The following is a 25578-nucleotide window of genomic DNA, read 5'->3' on the forward strand; positions in this document are numbered from 1 at the left end:
AATCGGTCTGCAAAACAGTCAACGTGCCCTACCCAACAGCAATAGCCGACTCGCTTTGGCCTGCCCCGGCTCAGTGCCAGCAGCCAGATCCCCATCTGCGCGGTAATGCCTCCCTAACCACGCCGCACCGTTTTCCTACACCACTGGGCGAACTCGGCCTGGCCGCTAACCCCACTTCATCAAACTGGCACCGCTACGCACTATTCCGAGGAACGGCGAAAATTGTAAAAAAATGTACCAAGCCGAACACAAAAATGTATCATTGGATCCATTAAATATAGTGGCCTTTTGATTTCATAAGGATGTGGCGTGGTTGGTGATCCCCAGATTTGGCAAGACGAATACCCTCATGTTGTGCGTTATCGCGATGCCACCCTGCATTTCCAAACCGCCCTTCCCCATCATACCCGGCAAGCCATCGAGCAATTGGTAGAGCAGACGCCAGCCGCCAAACGCGTGAGTGCGCCGCTTGCCTGTAGCGCCAGCAACCTTTTTGCCAAGCGTGAAAAGCTCGACTCCCTGAAGAAAAAATGGCGTATGAAGCGCGGCAATCCGAAGCGCAACGGGATGTACGATTGGCCTATCGAAGAACTGATCAACACGCGTGAAGCGGCCAAACGAGGCGCCCGGGTTCCAGAGTTGATCGGTTATGGATACACAAGCTCGAAGCTTGGGCTGATGCAGGACTTTTTCCTCATCACCGAATTGCTGCACGATCACGTCGACGGCATCAGCAGAATCTGCGCGACACCCGACGCAGTGAACACTGTGATTGAGGCAACCTTCGAGCTGCTGCATGCATTGCAGCGCCGAGGGGTTACACATATGGACCTGTGGGTTGCCAATGTCATGCTGCCCGAACAGGGCAAAGCGCGCGCCATCGACCTGGAGAATTGCTTCTTCGGCCACACGGATTACCCGGATGAAACCTTGGGCTTCCAGTTTGGGTTTATCTACTTCCGGGAGATTTATCGGTACATCACCGAAGCGGACTATGACAGCGCGGTAGAGCGCGCGCTGGTCAAGTACTTCCCGAACGTTGGCCGCGCGGGCTTCGACCGTGTTTATGCATTGGCCAAGCACCAGGAGGTGGGGCGCCTGGAACGGCGTGACATCTTCAACAACGGCGTGTTGAAAAGCCGATGGTAGTGTCTGCAGCCGGTGGGTCGATCAAAACAGAGCCGTTGATACGGCCCGTCGCCAGCAAGCCGGGCCGCATGAGCTGACGCCCTATCGCTCCAACGGCCCTTGGCGCCGCTGCAGATACACCCAATCCACGATTTCCCCCTGGGGTGAGTAACCGCTGACCAGTTCTCGCAACAACTGCCGCACACGGGTGAAATCATCGTCGGCAACCGCTGCCAGCAACTGGGTCAGCCGCTCACGCAGAAGCTCCCACGCCAGGAAATCCTCATTAGCAGCCATGATCATCGGGTGGGCCGTGGGCGACACGTCATCGCCGATAAGCAATTCTTCGTAAAGTTTCTCACCGGGGCGCAGCCCCGTGAAGTCGATGGCTATATCACCCTGCGGATTGCCCTGGCTGCGTACACTCAGCCCCGAGAGGTGGATCATTTTCTCGGCCAGCTCGACAATACGCACCGGTTCCCCCATATCCAGCACGAATACATCGCCGCCCTGGCCCATGGCACCCGCCTGCACCACCAGTTGCGCGGCTTCCGGGATGGTCATGAAGTAACGGGTAATTTTCGGGTGAGTGACCGTCAACGGCCCACCGGCCTTGATCTGCTCATGGAACAGCGGAATCACCGAGCCGGAAGAGCCCAGCACGTTACCGAAGCGCACCATGGTAAAGCGGGTTTTGTTCACCCGGGCGATCTTGCTGCTGTCGCCATACATAACCGGTGCCGCCTCGCGGCTGAGCGCCTGCAAGATCAGCTCGGACAAGCGCTTGGTGCTGCCCATGACATTGGTTGGCCGTACGGCCTTGTCGGTGGAAATGAGCACGAAGTTGGCCACGCCGGTCTGTAACGCTGCCTGGGCGGTGCACAGCGTGCCGTAAACATTGTTGAGAATACCTTCGGCGATGTTGTGCTCGACCATCGGCACATGCTTGTAGGCTGCAGCGTGATAGACCGTGTCGACGCGCCAGGTAGCCATCACATCGACCAGGTGCTGCTGATTGCGTACCGAACCCAGAATCGGCAACAGTCGCACCGACAGCGACTCACGCACCGTGCGCTGCTCCAGCTCGCTCAAAATGCTGTAAAGGTTGAATTCACTGTGATCGAACAACAGCAAGGTGGTTGGCCCCAGCCCGATGATCTGGCGGCATAGCTCGGAGCCTATGGACCCCCCTGCCCCGGTCACCAGCACGGTTTGCTTGTAGATGCAGCGCTCAAGCAGCCCTTCCTGGGCGGGTACCGGGTCCCGCCCCAACAGGTCGGCAATGTCCACGTCCTGGATGTCATCCACCCTCACCCGCCCACTGGCCAGGTCGGCGAAGGCCGGTACGCTGCGTACGTGCAAGGGATAGGGTTCGAGGAAAGACAGAATTTCCTTTCGTCTTGCACGTGAGGCCGTGGGCAGCGCCAGAAGAATCTCCTGGGCGCCCGTTTCCTTGATCATCTGCTGCAAATGCTTGGGCTTGTACACCTGCAAGCCAGAAATGACGCGGTTGGCCAGTTCGCTATCGTCATCGATAAACGCCACGGGCCGCATCACCCGCCCCATTCGCAGCGCAGCCAGCAACTGATTGCCTGCCGTGCCCGCACCATAGATGGCGACTTTGATGAGGCCATCGTCGCGGTTCGCAAACGGAATCTGATGGGCCCCGGTAAACCAGTCACCCAGAAAATACTGACGCATGATCAGACGCAAACCGCCGATGATGACCAGGCTCAACCACCAGTAATTGAAAATGATCGACCGCGGCACGACAACTTGATGGTTGCTGTACCAGTACACCACCACGGCCAGGATGAGCGATGACAGTGTCACAGCCTTGATGATGGTAACGAGGGCATCATTGCCAAAGTAGCGCATCACGGCACGGTACATGCCAAACCGGACGAACAGCGGGATGGCCACCACCGGAGCAGCCATGAACAGCCAGGCATGCGTGACGATGGGGTTGTACATTTCATCGATGCCCAAGCGCACGATGAACGACAGCCACAGCGCAAACCAGATCAGCAGGATGTCGGTACATACCTGAATGAGGCGTTTCTGGCGCCGGGACAGATTGACCAGGTACTGGCGCATTCTGTCTTGTTTCGCGTCGCTCATTCGGCACTCCTCAGCGCAAAAGGACCTTGTTTGCATGACCTGGGCGCTTGCCGACCAAACTGTGGTTTCAGCAGCCCTCTGCTATGGCTTCCGTGCGCGCCCATCCTATTCCTTTCTCCCTGCATGGTAAGTGACCGCCAACAGTATGAGAGGCCCATAAGCAACCAGGGTTCCCGTGGCGCCATCAACCTTGAAGAGCACCACTGCCAGCGCCACCGGCAAAAGCCAACCGAGGTTGATGGCCGCCACGGCGAGGCTCACAGCGCGATGGCTGCCATGACGGCGCGAAGCATACTGATAAGCATGGCTACGATGCGCTTCGTATACCTTGTCACCGCGCAACAGGCGCCGCCCCAGGGTAAACGTGGCATCCACCACAAACACACCCAAAAGTATTAACCACCCCCAGAATAATAGCGGGTTTAGCGAACCTGCCATCAATGCCAGCAAGCCCAGCACCATGCCGAGGAAGCCACTGCCTGCATCGCCCATGAAGATGCGTGCGGGCGGGAAGTTCCAGAACAGGAAGCCAGCCACCGACGCCGCCAGCAACATCGGCACCCAGGCGGCCTGGGCATGCCCGGTGGCCCAGTAAAGCAAGGCCCCCCCGAGGCACACGCAAATGGCCTCGATACTGGCAAGGCCATCAATGCCGTCCATGAAGTTGTACAGGTTGAGCAGCCATACCAGATACAGCAGGCCCAGGATGCTGCTCAACCAGACCGGCCCAAGCGCCAGGCCAAAGACCGTAAGCGTCGGCAGCCCGCCAAGCCAGGCAAGCCCCCATCCCGCCGCTGCGAAATGCCCTAGCAAACGCCATCGTGCAGCGATGTGCCCGTGGTCATCCATAAAGCCGATCAGCGCAACCAGCCCCCCCGCGCCAAGCATACTGACCAGCTGTGCCGGGGCGATGTACTTGCCCCAGGCCAGACCAAGCATGGCAACCAGCACGGCCACCACGAAAGACAGGCCGCCGCCACGTGGCGTTGGCAAGGTGTGCGAACTACGTGCATTGGGGATATCCAGCAGGCTGCGCGACAGTGCATAACGGCGCAGCACAGCAGTCATCAACCAGGACGCAACGCCTGCCACTGCAATCAGCCATATCATGAGCGGCGGGCGTCCAGAAAAGATCGGGCGGCCATGTTCAGTCCTTGTTCCAACGTGTAAGGGGGTTGCCAGCCCAGCAGTTGCCGGTTCTTTTTGATATCCACCTGCAGCGAGCCGAGCAAGCGCTGGGCAAGGTCGCGCCGGCCAAGCAGCCGGGCTGCTTGGCGCAACAGGCCTGACGGAACAGGCACAAGCCTGGCCGGCCTGCCCAGTGCGCGGCCGAGGGCAAACAACAGATGGGTCAGCGAAACATCTTCGCCATCACTGGCCAGAAAGGTCTGGTTGGCGGCGCCCGGATGATCGGTGCAGGTGATGATCAAGTCGACCAGATTCGCCAGCGATACCAGGCTTCGACGGTTATCAACCGCACCAAAAGGCAAGGGCACACCGCGTTGCACCCAGCGCATCATGCTGTGGAAATTGGCTTTGACACCCGGCCCATAGACCAGGACTGGGCGGATCACCACCACTTCCATGCCGGTGGCCGCCGCCAGCTGGCGCAGGCCCTGCTCTGCTTCGTGCTTGGACAAGCCGTAGGCGTCCTGCGGGGCCGGTGCGTCGTCGGCGCACAGTGGGTGGCCGGGCGCACTGGCCTCACCGTTGACCTTGACCGAACTGATGAAAACAAAACGCCGCACACCGGCTGCCGCTGCCTGGCGGGCCAGGTTGAGGGTGCCCTCGACGTTGACCCGACGGAACTCGGCCAGGCTATCGGCGGCGGTTTCCTTCATGACATGCACCCGGGCTGCGGCATGCACCACAACGTCGACACCTGCCACTGCCCGCGCCCAATCGGTGGTGGCAGCCAGGTCGCTTACCGTCACGGCCTGAACGCCCGCAATACCCCCCCGGCCAGTGCCGCGCACAGCCGCCCGGGTAGCGAAGCCATCCATCGTGGCCAGCCGGCTACACAGTGCACTGCCGACAAAACCGCTGGCGCCTGTAACTAGAATCGTGCGTCGTTCCATGAAATTCGATCTCAATTCACCCAGCTGCCACCCAGGCTGCGCGCCACGCCTGCGAACAAGGTTCGATGCAAGGCAGCGTAGCCCAAGGGCCGGGTAATCTTTTACAGCAGGCTACGGTAGAGGTCGGCATACGCACTGGCCATTGCCGATGCGGTGAAGACGTCCTCATAGCGCTGCAACGCCTTGGCGCCCATGGCTTGCGCCATCAGCGGGTCATCCCACAAGCGTTGCATGGCCTTAGCCAGTGCTACGGCATCACGCGGCGGGACCACCAGACCGGTCTGGTCAGCCAGGTTGATGAAGGTTGTACCAGAGCCCATTTCACAGGAAATCAGCGGCTTGCCATACATGGCCGCTTCCAGCAGCGAAATGCCGAATGACTCGGAACGCAGGTGGGACGGGAATGCAAATGCGTAACACAGCTCAAGCAATGCCGCCTTGTCGTCATCCGCCAGGCCACCCAGGAACTGTACATTGTCGAGGCCTTTGTGCTGCGCCTGTGCCTTCAGCTGCGACTCAAGAAAGCCGCCGCCCATGATCACAACCGGCAACCGATTGATGTGCGCGGCCTCCAGCAGGTAATCCAGCCCTTTGTAGTAGCGCAGGGCCCCGACGAAGAGGAAGAAGCGTTCACCCAGACGCGCACGCCAATACGCCAGTTTTTCAGCCGATGCCTTGGGGTATGTTGCACGGTCAAGGCCATAGGGAATGATTTCGACCTTTTCCTTGAAACGCGTCAAGACCGGGCTGTGCGCAGCATAGTTGGGCGACGACGCAACAATCCGGTCAACACTGGAAAAAAACCGGTTCATCAACGGCTGATACAGCTTCAACAGCCACTTCTGTTTGACGATGTCGGAGTGGTAGCTGACCACCGTCGGCTTGTTCAGCCGGGCCAGGAAATGCACCAGGTCCATGTAGGGCCAGGGGAAGTGGTAGTGAATGATGTCAGCCTGGGCGGCCAACTCGGCAAAATCCTTCATGGCCGACAGTGAGAAGCCCGTCGAGGCCACATGCAAATCAAGCTTTGAGCGATGCGTGACATGATTGGCCACTGCCTCGTTGCGCGCGGCGCCACGCGGGCTCAGGTACAGCACCTCTGGCTGCACGCCATGGGCCCGAGTCCCTTCTGCAATCTGGAAAATGACTTGCTCGATGCCCCCCATGGAGTCGGGGTAATACGTTTTGAAAAAATGCAGGACCTTGATCATCGTTCCCTGACCGATTTATAGACCTCGATGGTTGCCTGTGCACAGCGCTCCCACGAGAAGCGCCCGGCATGCGCCAGCCCCTGCTGCACCGCAGCTGCGCGCCAGGCTTCGTCTTCCAGGCCCTGGCACAGCAACTCACTCAGGCCTTCGACGTCGTCGGGCGCACACATCAACGCCGCCGCGCCTGCCACTTCCGGCAGCGAAGAACTGTTGGAACACACCACAGGCACCCCTGAGCTCATGGCCTCAAGCACGGGCAAGCCAAACCCCTCGTAGTGCGAAGGAAAGGCGAACAACCGAGCACCGGCAAATAGCAGGGGCAAATCTTCGCTGGCCACAAACCCCAGGTAGCGCGCCCAACCTTGCTGTTGCGCCTGGGCAATGCGGGCATGGATGGCCTCACTCCGCCAGCCATGGTAGCCGGTAAGGATCAACGGCCAGCGTTGGCGCAACGCCAGGGGCAGCCGACCATAGGCATCCAGCAGGGTCTCGATGTTCTTGCGCGGCTCGATGGTACCGACGAACAGGCTATAGCCACCCGGCTCAAGGCCGTGACGCGACAGGGCCTGGCGCAACGCTTCAGGCGAACGGGGGTGGAACTCTGGCGAACTGGCCAACGGAACGGCGTGAATACGCTCGATCGGCCAGGCAAAATAATCTGCCAGCTCCTGCCGGGTATAGCTCGAATCGGTAATCAGCGCGTCTGCACGCTCAAGTGTCAGCTTGAGCTCCTTCTGCAAATAGCGGGCTATCTGCGGCGCGTGGCAATGCGCCCAGGTGAAGGGGGACAGGTCGTGGAACGTCGCCACCGTACGGCCCGCGAACGATGGCAGGTAGTAATTGGGGCTGTGGTAGATGAAATCATCATGGCCACGCAACGCTCGCTCGCGCAAGTACGGCATCAAGCGGCGGTAGGCCTCCACCGCCAGTGCATTTTTTTGCACCAGACGCTTCAAACCATGCACGGCATCCGACTTGTCGGTAGCCTCGGGCAGCGCCTGCAAAAATCTGCGCCCGGCGAACAGGCGCAGCTCATCGATCTCGCTATTTTGCTGCAGGCGCGAAGCCAGTTCGTATGTATAGCGCCCAATGCCGGTCAGGGGGAAACGCACCGGCTCGACGGAAAGGATGAGCTTCATTTACCCGCAAGCATCCAACCCAGGGTGTCGTCCAGCGAGGGGGTTTGCCAGCCAGGCACCAGCGCCTTGAGCAAACGGTTGTCACCGCACAGGGTCTTCACCTCATTGGCGCGGACAAATGCCGGGTTGACCTGCACCTCGATGGAATGCCCGGTGATGGCCGAGCATTTGGCGATCACTTCACGCAGCGAGTGGGTAGACCCCGAGCTGACATTGACCACCTGCCCAAGGGGGCGGGCCTCGATCAGGCCGCGATACGCCTGAACGACCGCACGTACGTCGCTGAAGTCTCGCCACACATCGAGATTGCCCAGTTCGATGGTGTCAGCCTTGCGACGGAAGTGCGAAACGATCTTGGGCAGCAGGAAGTTTTCTGCCTGCCCAACACCGGTGTAGTTGAAAGGACGCGTGATGACGATCGGCAACCGGTCAGCCCACAGCCGGGCCATGTATTCCATGGCGAGCTTGCTGACCGCGTAATCATTGGCCGGCGCAGGCGAGGCCTGCTCGTCCAGCATCCCCTCGGAAACGTTGCCATACACGTTGGCGCTGCTGGCAATCAACACGCACTCTGGTGTTTTGCCGCAGGCTGCGATGGCTTCGAGCAGGTTGCGGGTGCCTATCAGGTTGACTTGATAGAACGCATCGGCAGCACCGTGCCCGACAAAAGCAATGGCAGCCAGATGCACGACGACATCCGGCTGCAGTTCGGCCAGCAACGCGCGCAGGCCCGGCCCATCGGTCAGATCGGCCTGACGATAGTCGGGGGCCTGCAAAGGCTGGCTCCCAGTCCCGAAAACTTCATAGCCACTGGCTCGCAATTCGGCCGCCATGTAGCGCCCGGTGAACCCGTGAATACCTGTAATCAGCGCGCGTTTACTGGCCATTTGCATCAGAACGAGAACCCTTTTTCGTTACGACGCAGGTCGGCTTCGACCATCATGCGGCACAGCTCTTCCAGGCTGGTTTTCGGCTCCCAACCCAGCACTTGCTTGGCCTTGTCAGGGTTGCCGATGAGCAGTTCGACTTCGGCCGGGCGGTAGAATTTAGGGTTGATGACAACCAGTACCTTGCCGCTGGCTGCACAGGTACCCTGCTCGGCCTCGTCCTTGCCGCTCCACTTGATTTCGATACCGGCAGCCTTGAACGCCATGGAAACGAAGTCACGTACTGTTTCGGTGCGGTTGGTGGCCAGGACGAAGGTGTCAGGCTCTTCAGCTTGCAGCATGCGCCACATGCCTTCGACGTACTCTTTGGCAAAGCCCCAATCGCGCTTGGCGTCGAGGTTGCCCAACTCCAGCTTGTCCAGCAGGCCCAGTTTGATCTTGGCCACGGAGTCGGTGATCTTGCGGGTCACGAACTCACGGCCGCGCAGTGGCGACTCGTGGTTGAACAGGATGCCACTGGTGGCAAAGATGTTGTACGACTCACGGTAGTTGATAGTCATCCAGTGAGCGTACAGCTTGGCCACGCCGTAAGGGCTACGCGGGTAGAACGGGGTGGTCTCGACCTGCGGAATTTCCTGGACCTTGCCGAACATTTCCGAAGTGGAGGCCTGATAGAAACGTGCCTTCGGATTGACGATACGGATGGCCTCAAGCAGGTTCACTGCACCCAGGCCGGTGATTTCGGCGGTGGTCAGTGGCTGTTCGAACGATACGCCAACGAAGCTCTGCGCAGCGAGGTTGTAGACCTCGGTGGCTTCGGTGGTTTGCAGCAGGCGAATGCTGGCCGACAGGTCGGTGAGGTCGTACTCGACCAGGTGCAGGTTAGGGTTGGTGTGAATACCCAACTCCTCGATGCGCCAGAAGTTAACCGAGCTGGTACGACGATAGGTGCCATAGACTGTATAGCCCTTTTCCAGCAGCAGTTCCGCCAGGTAGGCGCCGTCTTGACCAGTGATCCCAGTAACGATTGCTTTCATGCGACTTAACCAACTCCGATAGTGCCGTGCGGGCATGTGTTAATAGGTTGTGATGCGGGCAGTTCCAACCACGCATTTTCGGTTCCATGCAGAAGTATACATAGGTCGTACGCACTACTCGACTTACAAAGTACTGGCACGGTGCAGGCTGGCAGCTGCGGGGGCGCCTGGAACGGCCCAGGGCAGGTCAGGCGCCGCTGAACGGCTTGGGCGCCATGGGGGGAGAATAAGTTCCACGGCCCGAGGCCGCCACTACAAATTGTGTAGGAAAAGTCCGAATTGGACGTTTGTTGGGGTTCGCCTTGAGGCAGAGGTGGGGCAAATATCGAGCGCCGCCCGCGCGGCGCATCGCGAGCTGCGCTCGCTCCTACGTTTGTTTCGGGCCAGTAACGCCTGTGGCAGGCGCGCGCGACCGCCTTGTTGGTATGACGCAATATAACGCCATTCGCCAAGGCGTTCGCGCGCAAATGGCGCAGGAATAATTGGCCCGAAACAAACGTAGGAGCGAGCGCAGCTCGCGATGCGCCGCGCGGGCGGCGCGCGATATCTGCCCCACCCTCTTACCCAAGGCGAACCCCAGCAGCCCAATCAGCTACGCGCATCCACCCGCGCAACCTCGCCACCCGGCAAGCTGGTTTCCGGCACCGGGCTCAGCCATACATTGACGTTATCCACACTTTCCTGCGTCAACTCACCCGCCCAGCGGTTGAGCAGGAACAGGTTGGTGATGAAGTCGTACTGCGTCTTCAGCAGGTCGCGCCGGGCCTTGAATTCGTTCTGCACAGCAGTGAGCACATCCACGGCGTTGACCACACCGAAGGTGAACGCCTTCTGCGCGGCAATGCTGGACTGCTGCGCCGATGACAGTGCGTTGCGGTTGGCGCGAATCTTCTCGACTGCAGCCTGTGCAGTCAGATAAGCGGTGGTGGTTTCCTTGACCACCTGACGCCGCACACCTTCCAGTTGCTCCTCGGCTGCCAGTTGGTCATCGTAAAGGCCACGCACCCGAGCGGAGGTAGAGCCACCGCTATAGATCGGGATTTTCACCCCCAACGAAGCCACATAGCTGTCACTGCGTGGCGCCTGGGTGTTGTCGTAGCCCTGGTCATTCTGTTGCGCACTCAAGCTCAACGACAGTTGTGGATAGTGCTCGCCCTTACCCTCGCGCACCGCCGCATTGGCCGCCTCCGCCCCGCTTTGATACGACTTCAGCATCGGGTTGGTTTCAACCGCCTGGGTGACCCAGTTCTGCAAGGGGCGGGTTGGCGCCTGCAGTGCCACATCGTTGCGTACGCGGCTGAGCGGCTCGGTGATCGGCCGCCCGACGATCTCGGCCAGGGCCTCGCGGCTCACCTGCACCTGGTTGCGCGCCTCCACTTCTTGCGCAAGCAAGAAGTCCACGCGTGCCTGCATGTCGAGCTTGTCGGTGATCTTGGCCATCTGCCGATCGAACATGCTGCTGACACGGTCGAGGTTTTTCTGGGTGGCCCGGCGCTCAGCCTGCACCAGCGCCAACTCGTCGTCGGCGGCCAGCGCCACAAAATAGCGCTTGGCAAGGTCGACCGTGGCCTCTGCCAAGGTATCTTCGGCTTCGTGACCTTTCTGGTCTTTCACACTCTTGGATTTCTGGTACCGCTCCCAGGCCGGCTTGTTGTACAGGTACTGGGTGAGGCTGAGCGAGTAGGTTTCGGTGTTGTAGAGGTCGCGGCTGGTCTCGTTCTTGCGCAGGATGCGGCTAGAGTTGGCATTGGCCGACACCTGCGGCAGCAAACCGCCGAGTGCCGCCCGTTGCTGCTCGCCGGCAGAGCGCGCACGCGCGTACGCGGCGAGCACCCGCGGGTCCTCCAGGCGCGCTTCACGGTACAGCCCCGACAGGTCCAACGCATACGTGGATGCGGAAACCCCTTTAGGCTGCTCACCTGCCGCACCCTGCCCTTCCACGGCCACCGCCTGCCAGGCGACCATGCACATCATTACTCCCGGTAGCAAACGCAGCACAATCATTCCTCGATCAGCGATTCAGCGAACATGTTGCGCGCCGGTTTCAACAGGTACTGCAGCATGGTGCGGTCGCCTGCATTGATGAGGACCTCGGCTGGCATGCCGGGTTGCAGCTTGCGGTTGCCGAGCTTTTTCATGCCGTCTTCGGTCACCTTCACCCGCACCAGGTAATACGCGTCGCCTGTACGCTCCTCGATCAGGCTGTCTGCAGAGATGCGCGTCAACTTACCCTCGATAACGGGGGTGGTGGCATTGTTAAAGGCGGAGAAGCGGATATCGGCAGTTTTGCCGAGTTCCAGCCGGTCGATATCCTTGGTCGCCACCTTGGCCTCGACCACCAGTTCGGACTGCGCCGGTACGATGTCGAGCAAAGGCGTGGCTGCGCTGACCACACCGCCGATGGTGTGCACCTTCATGTCCAGCACCATGCCGCTTTCCGGCGCGCGGATGACCACACGAGAAAGGCGGTCGCGCAGGGCTGCCTCCTTCTCCTGAAGGTCGAACACCTGGGCCTGCACGTCCGAGAGCTCATTGGCCACATCGGAATCGAACTTCTTTTTCAACTGCACGATCTGCAGGTCGGTTTCACCGATTTGCAGCTTGGTCTTGGTGATCGTCGATTCGTGGTCGGCAACCTCGGTCTTCAACATGTCCAGCTTGCGCTCCTGCTCCAGCAGGCGCTGGTTGTCGACAAAGCCTTCCGCCAGCAGTTCTTTCAGTTGCTTGATTTCACCGGTATAGGACTTTTCCAGGCTGCGCTTGGTGCGGATCATGTCGTTCAGGCCAGCAATTTGCTGCTTCATCTGTTCGATACGTTCGCGGTTGACCGAAATCTCGCCCTGCAACGAATCGTGGCGGGCCTTGAACACTTGCTGCTCGCCGGCCAGCGCCTCCATGGCCCGCTCCGAATCGGTGCCTTCCATGGATACCGCCGGGATGGCTTGCATCCCGTCACGTTCAGCCCGCAGCCGCGCTTCTTTATAACGGGCAACAATCAACTGGTTGCGGGTGGATTCGTACTCCGCACTCAGTTGAGACTCATCCAGCACAATCAGGGGATCACCCTTTTTCACCAGGTCGCCATCACGGGCATAAAGCTCCTTGACGATGCCACCCTCCAGGTGCTGCACGGTCTTGCGGTAATTCTGCACGGTCACGGTACCTGCGCCGTGCACCGCATTGCTTAATGGCGCAAACGCCGCCCAAGTGCCGAAGATACCGAAGGTGACAAACACGATGGTCAGCCCGATGCGGCGAATGCCGCGGTCGGAAGTGGGCATGTCATCGAAGTTGTGGTCGAACGTGGTGATAGCTTTGCTGCTCATCTAGGAATCCTTTCAAGCGCCAGTGCTGGTCGTGGCGGCAGGCGCAGCGGCTGGGGCCGCAGGTGGAGCGGGGTTAGGTACTGCGGGGGCAGCCGCCGGCGGCTGAGGTGCGGCCGGCTGGCCAACGCGCTGCTGAGCCTTGGCCTGCTGCGCGAGCTCGGCAATAACACGGTCACGCTCGCCATAAAGCGAAATGGAACCACCGGCCATGACCAGCACGCGGTCCAGGCGGGTGAGAATGTTGGGCCGGTGCGAGACGATGAACACGGTTGCGCCCGACTCCTTGAGCTTTTGCAGGGCAACGCCCAAGGCGCGCTCGCCAACATCGTCAAGGTTCGAGTTGGGCTCATCAAGCACCACCAGGCGCGGCTTGCCATAAATGGCACGCGCCAGGCCGATGCGCTGTCGCTGGCCACCGGAGAGGTTCACACCTTCGCTGCCAATGACGGTGTCGTAGCCGTCTGGCAACATCAGGATCATCTCGTGTACGCCAGCCATCTGCGCGGCCTCGACCACCTTCTGCGGGTCGACTTTGTCAAAGCGGGCGATGTTCTCGCTGATGCTGCCTTCGAACAGCTCGATGTCCTGCGGCAGGTAACCGACGTAGGGGCCCAGCGCTTGCTTGTCCCAGGCTGCGATATCGGCACCGTCCAGGCGCACCACACCGTGTTGCGGCGGCCAGATGCCCATCAGCGCACGGACCAGGGTGGACTTGCCCGCGGCACTGGGGCCAACGATGCCGACAATGGAGCCGGCTGGCGCCACGAAACTGATGCTGCGCAATACCGGCGACTTCGCACCAGGGGGGGTTACGATCAGGTTCTCTACCTGAATGTGGCCTTCAGGCGCCGGCAGCGGCATGCGCTCTGGCTCGTTCTTCAAATCGTCCATCACTTTGCTCAGGCGATCGTACTGGACCTTGGCGGCTACGAAGCCCTTCCAGCTGCCGATCATCTGGTCGATTGGCGCAAGCGCCCGGCCCAGCAGCAGCGAACCGGCCATCAGCAGCCCCGGGTTGATCTCATGGGTGATGACGAGGTACGCCCCGATAGCCAGCATGATTGACTGCGACCAGGTCCGGAACGTCTTGGACGTGGAAGTGACCACCCCGCCCTTATCGCTCGCCTCGGACTGCAGCATCATGATCTGGCGCTGGCGCTTGGCCCAGCGGTTCATCAAGGTTTCGAGCATGCCCATGGACTCGATGACTTCGGCATTACGCAGCGTCTTGGTGGTAACCACGTTGGAGGCCACGTTTTGCTTGTTCGCGCTTGCCAGCGCACTGCCAGTCACCCGGTGATTGACCACGGCGAGGATGGTCAGCACTGCACCGCACGCCAGGGTCATCCAGCCGAACCAGGGATGGAAGAGGAACATGACAATGGTATAGATGGGGAACCACGGCGCATCGAAGAATGCAAACAGGCCCGGCCCGGTGAAGAACTGGCGCAACGACGTCAAGTCATTGAGTGACTGCGCCGTAGCATCGGCCCCACCGCTGGTCAGCGCCCGTTTGAAGCTTGCGCGGTACACATCGCGGCTGAGCATCACGTCAAGCCGATTGCTGATCCTGACCATGATGCGCGAGCGCACCCATTCCAGCGCGCCCATCGTCACAACCAACACCGTCAGGATCAACGTCAGCATAAGCAACGTGGAGGTACTGCTTGACGGTACGACCCGGCCCGACACCTGGATCATGAAGAAGGTGGGCACCAGCATGAGGGCGTTGACGAAGAAGCTGAAAAAGCCGACCGAGAGAAAGCTGCTTTTACAGGCTTTGAGGGCGGCATGCAGGTTGTTGTCGGATTGTGAACTCATGGTATCCATACTGAGAAAGGCGAAAGCGGCGCGCAGTGTACCACCCACACATAGGGGCAGCGTGTCAGATTGTCTTTCAAGCAACCTACCTTGCCGACGAGTTGCATTCCAACATGAATTTTCTGCCAAGCGCGTTTGGGCCAACGCAATTGGGGGAATGGACCAAAACCAGCAAAGGGCCACTATCGAAGATTTGCGAGCCGACAGACGGCGCGACGCTTCATCAACCGGCTGTTTACCTGCGGCATGAAAACTTGAAAAAGGCGTGAAAACATCATCAAATAACCCAAATACCTGTTTCCTAAGGCATTTTAGAGGCAAAATGATAGCCCAGCGCCACACTCAGGAAATCCGGAAACGGGCATTGGGAACACTCCAATATTGCGTAAGTTCCATTGGCGCATGAAATTTTTTTTAGAATCTTTGGTTGACATCTTTTCCCTCTGACTGCATCTTCGCCACTCGCAGGGAGCCATCACTGGCCGTTTAGTGTATGCACGGGTCTGAGCAAGTTAGCTGCCAGTGTTTTTGCTTAAAAGGAGCTTAACAACGCCATGTCTATGCCATCACAGACCCTTGACGGCCTGAAGATCAGCTCACGGGTGACGCTGCTCGAACCTGGCATGTACATCTTCCGTTACGCCTCTCAGCCACCTGCCGAAAAGCCTGTATGCATTGCGCTACAGCAAGCACCGCTAGGCAAAGGCTCCATCGACTTCTTCCCTGCCGAAGGCATCAGCAAGAACATGCTGACCAAGCTCGGCGATACCATCGTGGCGCGCGTCAAAGGCGGCGTGACGACGGTACTGATCACCGAATATCACATGTTCGACGACGTGATCGAACCTATCGACCTGCGCATCGACCGCATCGATACCTCCCCTGCCATCATGCGCACCTTTGCCGTGGTCGCCACTGCCGAACCCGCTCAAGCCCTCGCCGACAACAACGCGCCCATGCCCCTGGTGGTCACTGCCCAGTTGCAGCACGCAGGCGAAGTGGTGTCCAGCGAAGGCTGGGTAGGCGCACCTGAAAGCGAATATTTCATCGAAGGCTTTGCCATCGAGTGGCCGAACAAGCCGGCCGGGGTAGACCTGCTTTATACCTGCATGGTGGCCGGCTCCGGCCCCAGCCGCAATGTTTCCACGGGCACCTTCGTCGGTGCCCGCGGCCAGGGCCTGCCCCTGATCTGCGCAGGCTTCAGCCTGGTTGGCCCGCTGCGCAAGCACTACGAATTGACCGGCCTGATCGCATTCGGTACTGCCGAGCCACAGCGCCTGGTAACCAATCAGATGATGCATGGCCCCAGCGGCAACGAGCCGCTGGTGGCGCTGCATATCGCCATTACTCCCGTTACGAAGATGAACGCTGCCCGCTCTAAGTCTCCGTGGGAAAACTCTGCGCCTCAGCAGAAAATCAGTGCAGCAAGCCAACTGGCTTGAAGTAACAGGAACAAATCATGCAATACGATAATCCCGTAGCGGCCTCCCAGCTGCAACAGCACCTGGACAACTCCACCCTGTCGGCCGGCACCGTTGCCGCTATCAGCTCGCTGCTGAACCTGACCGGCGAAGACACCACCGTTGGTGTTGCTTCGTTCGACGGCGTTAACCTGCAGCTGCCAACCAACGCTCCTACCCAGGTAGTCACCGGCGCAATCGCTGGCGCGAAAGGCGACCAGGTCACTCTGGACCTGTCGGCTGCCGAAGCCGCTGGCGCCAACACTTACATCCTGGAAAGCGATGCCAACCTGGTTGTTACCCTGCAGGGCAACTCCGCTGCCCCTGCTGCCTTCGCTGCCTTCGCTGCTGCTGACATCGCCGTAACTGCCGATGACAGCGCTATCGAACTGGTAGTAACCACCGGTAACGGCGATGACGTCATCACCGTGAACGGCGACCAGAACACCCACATCGACGCAGGCGACGGCAACGACACCATCGTTACCGGCAACGGCAACAACACCGTTATCGCTGGCGCTGGCAACAACAACGTGAAAACCGGTTCGGGCAACGACACTGTCGTGCTGAGCGGCATCAACCACGCTGACATCGTCGACACTGGCGCTGGCTTCGACGTTGTGCAGCTGGACGGCTCGCGTGACGACTACAACTTCGCCACCGGCAACAACTTCAACGTCAACCTGACCAGCGCTGCTCCAGGTGTTGGCCAAACCGCTTCGATCAGCAACGCTGAGTTCCTGACCTTCGTCAACGGTGACACCGTTGAAACTGTAGCCCTGGCTCACAGCGACGACGAAGCAGCTGCCCTGCGCCTGTACCAAGGCATCCTGGGCCGTGACGCTGACGTTGGCGGCGCGAAGACCTTCGTTGAAGCTGTCAACGCTGGCACCTCGCTGTCCGACATCGCCAACGCCTTCCTGAACTCTTCCGAGTTCGCTGGCGCCAACAACGCTACCGACATCAACGAGCTGTACAACGCTCTGCTGGGTCGCAACGCTGAAGAAGGCGGTTCGGCTGCATGGCAAGAGCTGCTGGCCAACGGCGGTTCGCTGGCTGACATCGCTGCTGCAATCGCAGTATCGGCAGAAGCACAGGAACTGGACGCTTCGAACGCTACCTTCGTGAACGACCTGTACGTCAACGTACTGGGCCGTGACGCTGAAGAAGCTGGCCTGAACAACTGGGTAGACGCACTGTTCAACGGCGCAAGCCGTGCGGACGTTGCCAAAGCCATCGTTGGTTCGTCTGAAGCATCCGACAAGTCCAACAGCGACTTCGTCGACGCTCTGTACCAGTCCGCTCTGGGCCGTACTGCTGACGAAGCTGGCAAAGCTGCATGGACCGAAGCTCTGGCTGCCGGCGTTTCGCACGCTGACGTCGCCCTGGGCATCGTTGGTTCCGCTGAAGCTGTTGAGCACATCGACAACGTCGTTGTGCTGCACGGCCAAGTGTAACTAGCCCTGCTCTAGCCAAGGATACGCCCAGCCGCAAGGCTGGGTCGTATGCAAAAAGGGGCGACTTTCGGGTCGCCCTCTTTTTATTTTTTGTAGTAAAGCCAAGCCTATGTCCAGACATCCCGACCATGGGCGCGAAACGCTCATGGATATTTTCCACCGTCACCGCCAGGCCAACGAACCAGGCCTCGCTGCTGCCGTACTGGAACGCGCCTTGCAAATCGCCGAATATCGGCCGGAAGCACAGGTTTGGAAGGGTATAGCGGCGCTCCCGGATGCGCCTGCGCTGGCTTTTTTATTTTTTGGCAACGCCGCACAGGCGCTGCCTGACCGCGCCGACATTCACGCCCTTATCGGGCGTAGCCTGTTGGCCCAGGGGCACGCCCACCTGGCTAGCCGGTACCTTACCGAAGCCTGGCGCAAGCAGCCCAACGACCCCGCGCTGCGCATGTCGCTGTGGCAGGCATGCAGCCAGTCCGAATCCCCCGCAACCCTCCGACAGATGATTCTCGCGCACCTGCCCGAGATCACCGCTGCCAACGAGCTGGCCTTTGTACTCAAACTGCTGGCGGGCCAGCCTGAACCACTGACAACCCTTGGTGTGGTCCGCTACCTGCCCGAGCAACGGGAGATTCACGGCTGGGCAATTGACCTGCGCAACCTGCAAAGCCCCCCGGCCCTGAAAGTGGAAGTGAATGGCCGGCAAATCGACACCTTTGCCAGTGCGCCGCACCCACTGCTGACAGCAGCCGGGCTGCCAGGCACACACGGCGGCATCCGCATTCGCGTACCCAACCCGACCCCGGAGGTAAAGGTAAGCCTTGCCAATGGCAGCGCACTGCTTGGCAGCCCTGTGTTCGCAATGCCGGCGTTCGTACCGCCCGCCCCGCATCCTGAGCACGGCAAGGCACAGGCTGTAGACGTACTGATACCGGTTTACAACGGCCTGAATGAAACCCTCGAATGCATCAACAGCGCCCTGGAAGCCCGCAAGCGCAACCGGACACCCCATCGGCTGGTTGTGATTGAAGACGCCACCCCGGTACCCGCGCTGGCCAAAGCACTCAAGGTTCTGGCTGGCAAGGGCAGGATCACATTGGTGAACAACCCCGTGAACCTGGGCTTTATCCGCAGCATGAACAGGGGGATGGCGCTAAGCCCGGGCAAAGACGTCGTTTGGCTGAACGCTGACACGCGCGTTCACGGCGACTGGCTCGACCGCCTGCGCCAGGCCGCCTACAGCGATGCCAGCATCGCCTCGGCAACGCCTTTTACCAACAATGGCGAGCTGATGAGCTTCCCGCGCAGCCAGGTCAGCCACGACATGCCCAGCGCAGCCGAACAAGCCGAACTGGACGACCTTGCGCGCAACACCCAGAGCACGCCGGTTGATATCGAAACCGGTTGCGGCTTTTGCCTTTACATCAAGCGCGAAGCGCTGGACAAGGTCGGCTACCTGGACGAACTGCACCTGGCCCGCGGTTACGGCGAAGAGACCGACTGGTGCTTGCGCGCGCGCAGCCTGGGCTGGACGCACGTGGGTGCACCCAACGTATTTGTGGCGCACCAAGGTGGCATTTCATTCGGCGCGGAAAAAATGCTCCGCGTAGCACAGAACAACGCCGTACTGCGCAAAAGGTACCCGGATGCGTCGGCCCGCTATCAGGCATTCTGCCTGCGCGACCCCATCAAGCCGGCACGCGATGCCCTGCAACGTGCACGCCTGGCGCAGCTTGCCCGCCAGGCAGGCAAGCTGCGGGGGGAATGGCCAGCACGGGGCAAAAAGACCCTGCACCTGAACAGCAGGCAGGCCAACGAAGCCCGCTTCAGCCTGACATGGCAGCACGACACGCATCGAAGCTGGGTGTGCTTGCAGGCACCTTTGACTGCCCTGCCCCTGACGCTCGATTTCGAACTGCCACAAGACTTAGACAAACTGGTAGAAGCGCTTCGCCTGCTCCCTCAAGACGAGCTGGTATTCGAAAGCCTGCACCGCTGCCCTGTTGAACTGTGCCAGCTTCCGGCCCTGCTGGGCACACCCTACCGCATTGTCGGCAGCGATCCGTCCCTGCTGACTAACGACGCCTCGCATGACTGGCAGCGGTTCGCAAGCGAGGCCACCAGCATCCAGCTGCCCTCGCAAGCGCTGCAACGTGCCAATGCACACCACGACAGCCAGCTGTTGACCGACGCCACCCCAGCATCACCAGCATTGCCTGCAGGCACACCTCGCGCCTTCCTGATTGGCGACGACCTCGATGCCACCACAGGGCGCCAATGGCTGGCATTGGCCCGCCACCTGGCGCGCCAGGCCCTGCCCACGGTATTGCTGGCAAAGGCAGAGACACCCTGGCTGAAGCCCTTGCAAGCCACTGGCGCGGTACAGCTGCTGCCGCAGATAGCGGCCTTCTCGTTTGCCGAGCGGGCCAAAGCGGCAGGCTGCGAAGCCGTACTCAGCCTGACTGAAAACCCAGAGACGGGCTGGCCCGCAGCCGCCCTTTCGGCCGAACTGGGCGTGCCCCTGTACGCTAACTCCGGGGCCGTTGCCGACACACTCGGCGCAACCCCGATCACCCAATTACCTTTCTACTGAGCCAAGCCTGATGCCCCACGCAGCCCTTGATACGCCCCAGGCGGGCGACCCTATCGTCAGCCCCGCCAGTGCAATCGGTGCCATCATCGGCCTGCAGGGCGACGTATTGCAGGGCTGGGCATTCGATGCCGCTCAACCTGAGCAACGCTTGATCGTTGAAGTACTCATCGACGGCGCCAGCGTCGCAATTGCCCGCGCCGACCAATACGAACCGGGCGCTCCAGCAGGTGACCAATTCCACGGTTTTGCCGTGCAACTGCGCCAAAGCTGGCTGGACGGAGCCCGCTCGATCACCGCGCAAATCGCCAATACCGGCCTGCCCCTTCAAGGCCAGGTGCAGATCCCGGCCGCGCCAGCCCTGGACACCTCAGCCATGGCTTCGCAGGTGTGGCATACGGGCGGCCTGCGCTTGAGCGGCTGGGCATGGGACCCAAAGGCGCCCCGCCGACACGTTCAAATCAGCGTACGCGAACGCGGCATCGAGCTCGCGCAAGCAACTTGCGACCAACATCACCAGGCACTGGCCTACCGAGCCAGCGCCGACCACGGTTTCTCCCTCGACCTGCCTTGGGAACTTGCCGACGGTGAACTGCATGTGCTGGAAGTGGTGAATGACCTTGGCCAGCCACTGCCAGGCAGCCCGGTGCGCTTGCGTTGCCTGCCGGAGGGCCTGGAGGGGCTGCTTCAGCAGCTACCCGTTGCCGAGGACGACCCTACCCTGGCCCTGCTGGGCGGCATCGCCAAGGAGCAGGCCTTGCGCCTACCCAAAAGCGCAGGCTGGCACCTGTACCCACAGTGGTTTGACGCTTTTCAGCGCCTGGACGACGCACCCGCCCCCACCCTGCAAGGTGCGCTCGGCATCCTGTTGATCAGCGACGGTGACAACACCCTCGAGCAGGCCAGCCTGGCAAGCCTGGGTGCCGACCGAGCCGGCGTGCACGCCCTGGCAACCACGCCACCGCAGAGGCTCACCGCTGGGCTGCGGCAGTTGCTCGAGGCGGGCTGTGATCGCATCCTGCCGCTGGCTGCAGGGGACCGGTTGGCAGCCCATGCGCTTAGCCACCTCAGCAGCCTGCTGGACGACGGCAGTGCCTGGGGCTACGCCGACTGCGACCGGGATGGCGCACAAGGCGAACGCAGCTTCCCCTGGTTCAAACCCGCATGGGACATTGACCTGTTCATCGGCGCCGACATCTTCACGCCAGGCGCACTATTTGGCAAAGCGGTTATCGAGCAAGCGCTGGCGCTGCTCCCTGCCGGGCCGGACACACAGGCCTGCAACTGGCACGAACTGAGCGCAGCGGTTGCGCTCGCCACGCAGCACAACCAACTGTGCGTGGGCCACTTGCCCCGCGTGCTGTACCACCGTGCCCACGCTGCAGCCGCCAGCCCCGAGCAGGCAGCACCCTGCCCCGAACGCCAACAGGCTATCAGCTGGCTGTGCGAACAGTTGGCAGCAGGCGCAACCGTGAGCACGGTGAAACAATACCCGGCATTGCTGCGGGCCCACTGGCCACTCCCGTTGGAATTGCCCCGCGTCAGCCTGATCGTGCCAACCCGTGACCAGTACAAACTGCTGGCTGCATGCATGGAAGGCTTACTCAACGACACCGACTACCCAAATCTCGAACTCATTGTTGTGGACAACCAATCCACGGACCCGCAAACGCTGGATTACTTGACGGCATTAAGTGAGCGCGGCGTTACAGTGCTTCGTCACCCGTTCCCGTTCAATTACTCGACCATCAATAACCGCGCTGCAACTCTGGCCACGGGCCAGTTGATCGGCCTGGTAAACAACGATATCGAAATCATCGACAGCGGCTGGCTGAAAGAAATGGTGGCGCAACTTCTGCGGCCGAACGTAGGCGCAGTGGGCGCGAAGTTATTGTGGCCCAACCGCATGGTTCAGCATGGCGGTGTAGTAGTAGGTATAAATGGCCTGGCCGCACATAGTGGCAATACGCTATCGGAAGAGGACCCGGGATATCTGGGTTTCAACCAGTTAACGCGTCGCCAAAGTGCAGTTACGGCGGCCTGTATGCTCATGCGCAAAGCGGTGTTCGACGAAGTGGGCGGGCTTGATGAGCTCACATTCCCCGTGGCATTCAACGATGTCGACCTCTGCCTGAGAATTCAACAACTAGGGCTGCATCTGGTGTGGAGTGCATGTGCACAATTGATTCACGCAGAATCCGCCAGCCGCGGCAAAGATTTGGCGCCTGAAAAGCGCGCACGCGCTCAACGCGAACAGCAGAAATTCATTGAGCGTTGGACGCTCGGCCACTACAATGACCCGTTTTATAACCCAGCGTTAGCCTTGGATTACTTGACCGGGCCCTACGGTGGATTAGCAATGCCCGTTAGCAGCTTTGCTAAACGGAAGCATACCCAGCCGGCCCCTGGAGCCTGGGAAGAAAGGAATCGGTAGATGTACGGCATGGATGGCAATGCCCAAAACACTTCACGTCTAGACACTGCGCTGGTTCTGTTGAACCAGGCGTTGCCTTATGCCCTGCCTGTCGCAGTGTTATTCCAATCCGTTCCAAGATTAGCGCGGTTTTGCGGTATCGCAATAAAAAGTTTTTATTGCCGTATTAGCCACACAATAAATAAGCGCTTTATTACATCCGACCACGGCATCGTCACGCCTGCACGGCCGCTGGCGCGCCACCCGCGCGCGCCCCTACAGCGCCAATGCCATTGTCAGGGGCGGCCAGCAAACTTCCACTCGTACTCAATTGCAGACCAAACGCCATGAATTCCCTCTCTGCACCCGCAGCATCAAGCACCGAAGTCAACGGCCATTTCGATTACATTCTTGACGACCGCGCTTTCGGCTGGGCGTTTGCTCCTGCTCACCCACAAAAACGGCTGACCATTGAAATCATCGCCAACGGTGAAATCGTTGCCCAGGGCCTCGCGCAGCAGTTTCGAGAAGACTTGCAAACTGCCGGAATAGGCGACGGTTGCTACCTGTTCGATTTGCAACTGTCCCACGAACTGTTCGACGGCCAGGTGCATGAACTGACCGCACGCGTTGCAGACACTGGCAGCATCCTTGGCGGAGGCCCTCAGGCCTTCGGCCCCGAGCGCCGCGAACCCAGCTACCCGCAGATCTCCCGGGCGCATGGCCTGGCCATGCTTGCCGAAATGATCAACCAGGCCAGCTACAGCCGCTTCGCTGGCAACCTGCGCAACTTTACCCAGGCCTATCGGCTGGCATCACGCCTGCAGGAAACCGGTGAGGTCACGGAAGCTCGTAATGCATGGGCGACCATCAACGGCGCACTCGGCGAAAACCCGCTGGGCTACTGCAAGCTGGGCGAATGCCTGATGCTGCTGGGCTTTGCCGATGAAGCCCTGGCGGCCTTCCGCGTAGCAGCCGGTTGCGACCTGCGCCTGCACTGGGCACACCTGGGCATGGCCAACAGCCTGTTCGCCCTGGGCCAGTTCGAACAGGCCGAGGAAGCAATGCAGGTTGCCATCGCCCTGCAGCCGCAGGACGCTGCGCTGGCCAAGCGCCTGAAGTACATGCAAGACCACGGCCTGCCGCAACGTGTTGACCTGCTACTTGGCCAACAGCAGCGCGAAGCAGCCATCGCCCTGCTCAAATCGTTCCTGCTCAAGCGCCCGGACAGCACCCAGGCATGCGCATTGCTGGGTGATCTACTGTGCGAGCCCAGTGACAACACCCTGCCGGGCATGACGCAACTGCATGAGTTGCGCAAGGCACAGTCCATTCTTGAAGCCCTGCTGGACGATGTCGAAACCCGGCTGGACGAGGCCTGTGAGTAAATGAAAAAGCTGCTGCGCCACATTCATGAACACAGCGCTGACGGCCTGGACACCAGCCTGATCGTGGGTGCCGGTACCGGCAGCCAGCTCGGTGACTGGCGCCAACTGGGTAGCCGCCAGTTGCTGCTGGCCGAGGCCCATCCACGCCTGGCCGAGGAACTGGGCCGTCGCTTGCGTCATGACCAGGGCGAACACCTGCTTGCCGTAGCCGTTACCGGCGACGAACAGCCAGTGGCAACGCTGCAAGCGCTGAACAACCTGGCCTACAGCAGCCTCAACCAGGCAGCCGACCTGTTTACCTACTACCCCAATCTGCGCCGCGATGAAGCATTGCAGGTTCCAGCGCGCAGCCTTGAGGCGATCGTGGCAGAACAGGCCCTGGACAGCCGGCAACCCCACGCATTGCTCATTGCCGCACCGGGGCAGGCATTGCAGCTGCTGCAAGCTACCCCCGCCGCCGCGCTGCACACCTTTCGCTGGGTGATTGTGGAATGCAGCAGTGAGCCGCTGTACCAGGAGGATGCCAGTGACAGCGAGATCATCGCCTGGATGGACGGCATAGGCTTCGAGCTGGTTACCGATAACCCGGACGCCATCTTCCCGCAAAGCCAGCTGCTGTTCGAACGCAACGCTACGCGCCTGGTACAGCATCGCCTGCACAGCGAAGTGGCCCAGCTGCGCTCGCAGTCTTCGTTTGCAGCACAAAACAGCCAGCAGCAGTTGCAGGAGCTGGAGCAGCAGCTGCAGCAACGCGATGCAGCCCTGCTCGAACTGACCGGGCTGGCCAACGAGCAAAAGCAACAGCTTGATGAACTGGTCAACGACAACGCCCGGCTGTTCTCGGCGTGCGAAGCAATGGAAGCCCAACAAACCGAGCTGCACCAGGCGCTGCAACACCAGGCCAGCCAAGCCAGCGCCCGGCAGGCGCAAATGGATGCAATGGGCAACGAGCGCGACCAGCTTGCCAGTGCTTGCGAAGCACTAGGGCAACAACATGCAGCGCTGACCACGGCTTACGACCAGCAGGCCAGCCAGATAAACGACCTGCGAGCAGAGCTTGCCACACTGACTAGCCGCAACAGCGAACTGGCCCTGATCAACGAAGCGCTGGAGAACCAGCGGGCCGAGCTGACGGGTGCCTGCCAGACGCAGACCCAACTGGCAAACGAACGCCAGGCCCGCTCTGAGGCGCTAAGCGCCGCTGCCGACGAGCTTGCAAGCGAGCGCGATGCCTTGGCCAAGGACAACGCCAGGCTCACCGAGACCTGCGATGCGCAAAGCAGTGCGGCCGGTGAATGCAAAGCGCACCTGGACAAGGTCAGCGAACAGCGTGACCAGTTGCAGAAGGCGCTGGACGAGCAGAAGCATACGTTCGAAGCCAATCAGGGTTATGTGCACACACTTGAGCGCGAAGCGGTCGAGTATCAGCATCGGCAGCGCTTGCTGGAAGAGGAACTGGTCAAGAGCGAAGCCCAGCTCGAATTGATCAAGGACCTGCTTCTGCGCGAGCCAGGGCTCTGAC

The 25578-nt window shown here is 60.5% G+C and carries 17 protein-coding genes; 7 read left to right on the forward strand and 10 right to left on the reverse strand.

The annotated features are described in order from the left end of the window. Positions 1–309: 309 nt before the first annotated feature. On the forward strand, positions 310–1149 hold the full coding sequence (locus ABOC32_RS25170; RefSeq protein ID WP_426809289.1) for a lipopolysaccharide kinase InaA family protein: 840 nt from the start codon (positions 310–312) through the stop codon (positions 1147–1149). Between the two features lie 81 nt (positions 1150–1230). Here ABOC32_RS25170 and ABOC32_RS25175 read toward each other — a convergent pair whose 3' ends face one another. The 10 genes from ABOC32_RS25175 to ABOC32_RS25220 all read right to left on the reverse strand — a co-directional run bounded on the left by ABOC32_RS25175 (position 1231) and on the right by ABOC32_RS25220 (position 14748). Continuing rightward, positions 1231–3249, reverse strand: coding sequence for a polysaccharide biosynthesis protein (locus ABOC32_RS25175; protein WP_426809290.1), 2019 nt, complete (start codon positions 3247–3249; stop codon positions 1231–1233). 105 nt (positions 3250–3354) lie between these two features. Beyond that, positions 3355–4359 carry an MraY family glycosyltransferase gene (locus tag ABOC32_RS25180; protein ID WP_426809291.1) on the reverse strand — a complete coding sequence of 335 codons (1005 nt, stop codon included), beginning with the start codon at positions 4357–4359 and terminating at the stop codon, positions 3355–3357. Then, a complete protein-coding gene (locus ABOC32_RS25185; protein WP_426809292.1) occupies positions 4356–5327 on the reverse strand; it encodes a UDP-glucose 4-epimerase family protein in 972 nt (323 codons plus the stop codon). Before ABOC32_RS25185 ends, ABOC32_RS25180 begins: the two co-directional genes overlap by 4 nt. Positions 5328–5428: 101 nt before the next feature. Further along, the gene (locus ABOC32_RS25190) at positions 5429–6538 is read right to left on the reverse strand and encodes a glycosyltransferase family 4 protein (protein ID WP_426809293.1); all 1110 of its coding nucleotides are present in this window, start codon (positions 6536–6538) and stop codon (positions 5429–5431) included. Next, entirely contained in the window at positions 6535–7677 is a 1143-nt protein-coding gene (locus ABOC32_RS25195) for a glycosyltransferase family 4 protein (protein WP_426809294.1), read from the reverse strand. The genes ABOC32_RS25190 and ABOC32_RS25195 overlap by 4 nt, the downstream gene beginning before the upstream one ends. After that, positions 7674–8570, reverse strand: a complete 897-nt coding sequence (locus tag ABOC32_RS25200; RefSeq protein ID WP_426809295.1) for a GDP-mannose 4,6-dehydratase — start codon at positions 8568–8570, stop codon at positions 7674–7676. The genes ABOC32_RS25195 and ABOC32_RS25200 overlap by 4 nt, the downstream gene beginning before the upstream one ends. Further along, positions 8570–9601, reverse strand: coding sequence for a GDP-mannose 4,6-dehydratase (gene gmd / locus ABOC32_RS25205; protein WP_426809296.1), 1032 nt, complete (start codon positions 9599–9601; stop codon positions 8570–8572). The genes ABOC32_RS25200 and gmd overlap by 1 nt, the downstream gene beginning before the upstream one ends. A 588-nt stretch (positions 9602–10189) precedes the next feature. After that, on the reverse strand, positions 10190–11605 hold the full coding sequence (locus ABOC32_RS25210; RefSeq protein WP_426809297.1) for a TolC family outer membrane protein: 1416 nt from the start codon (positions 11603–11605) through the stop codon (positions 10190–10192). Continuing rightward, positions 11602–12927: an HlyD family type I secretion periplasmic adaptor subunit gene (locus ABOC32_RS25215; protein ID WP_426809298.1), complete on the reverse strand. Its 1326-nt coding sequence runs from the start codon at positions 12925–12927 to the stop codon at positions 11602–11604. Before ABOC32_RS25215 ends, ABOC32_RS25210 begins: the two co-directional genes overlap by 4 nt. Before the next feature lie 12 nt (positions 12928–12939). Further along, positions 12940–14748: a type I secretion system permease/ATPase gene (locus ABOC32_RS25220; RefSeq protein ID WP_426809299.1), complete on the reverse strand. Its 1809-nt coding sequence runs from the start codon at positions 14746–14748 to the stop codon at positions 12940–12942. Positions 14749–15308: 560 nt separating this feature from the next. Between ABOC32_RS25220 and ABOC32_RS25225 the strand changes: the two genes are divergently transcribed. From ABOC32_RS25225 to ABOC32_RS25250, 6 genes are all read left to right on the forward strand, one after another. Next, positions 15309–16190, forward strand: a complete 882-nt coding sequence (locus ABOC32_RS25225; protein WP_426811659.1) for a hypothetical protein — start codon at positions 15309–15311, stop codon at positions 16188–16190. Between the two features lie 17 nt (positions 16191–16207). Continuing rightward, the gene (locus tag ABOC32_RS25230) at positions 16208–17665 is read left to right on the forward strand and encodes a DUF4214 domain-containing protein (RefSeq protein ID WP_426809300.1); all 1458 of its coding nucleotides are present in this window, start codon (positions 16208–16210) and stop codon (positions 17663–17665) included. Positions 17666–17810: 145 nt separating this feature from the next. After that, on the forward strand, positions 17811–20258 hold the full coding sequence (locus ABOC32_RS25235) for a glycosyltransferase family 2 protein (RefSeq protein WP_426809301.1): 2448 nt from the start codon (positions 17811–17813) through the stop codon (positions 20256–20258). 10 nt (positions 20259–20268) lie between these two features. Beyond that, positions 20269–22689 (forward strand): glycosyltransferase family 2 protein, encoded by a 2421-nt coding sequence (locus ABOC32_RS25240; protein ID WP_426809302.1) that lies wholly within the window; start codon positions 20269–20271, stop codon positions 22687–22689. Positions 22690–23015: 326 nt separating this feature from the next. Then, a complete protein-coding gene (locus tag ABOC32_RS25245; RefSeq protein ID WP_426809303.1) occupies positions 23016–24056 on the forward strand; it encodes a tetratricopeptide repeat protein in 1041 nt (346 codons plus the stop codon). After that, positions 24057–25577, forward strand: coding sequence for a hypothetical protein (locus ABOC32_RS25250; protein WP_426809304.1), 1521 nt, complete (start codon positions 24057–24059; stop codon positions 25575–25577). Position 25578: the final 1 nt, after the last annotated feature.

It is taken from the genome of Pseudomonas sp. WOUb67 (genome assembly GCF_050058005.1).
Taxonomy (GTDB): Bacteria; Pseudomonadota; Gammaproteobacteria; order Pseudomonadales; family Pseudomonadaceae; genus Aquipseudomonas; species Aquipseudomonas putida_R.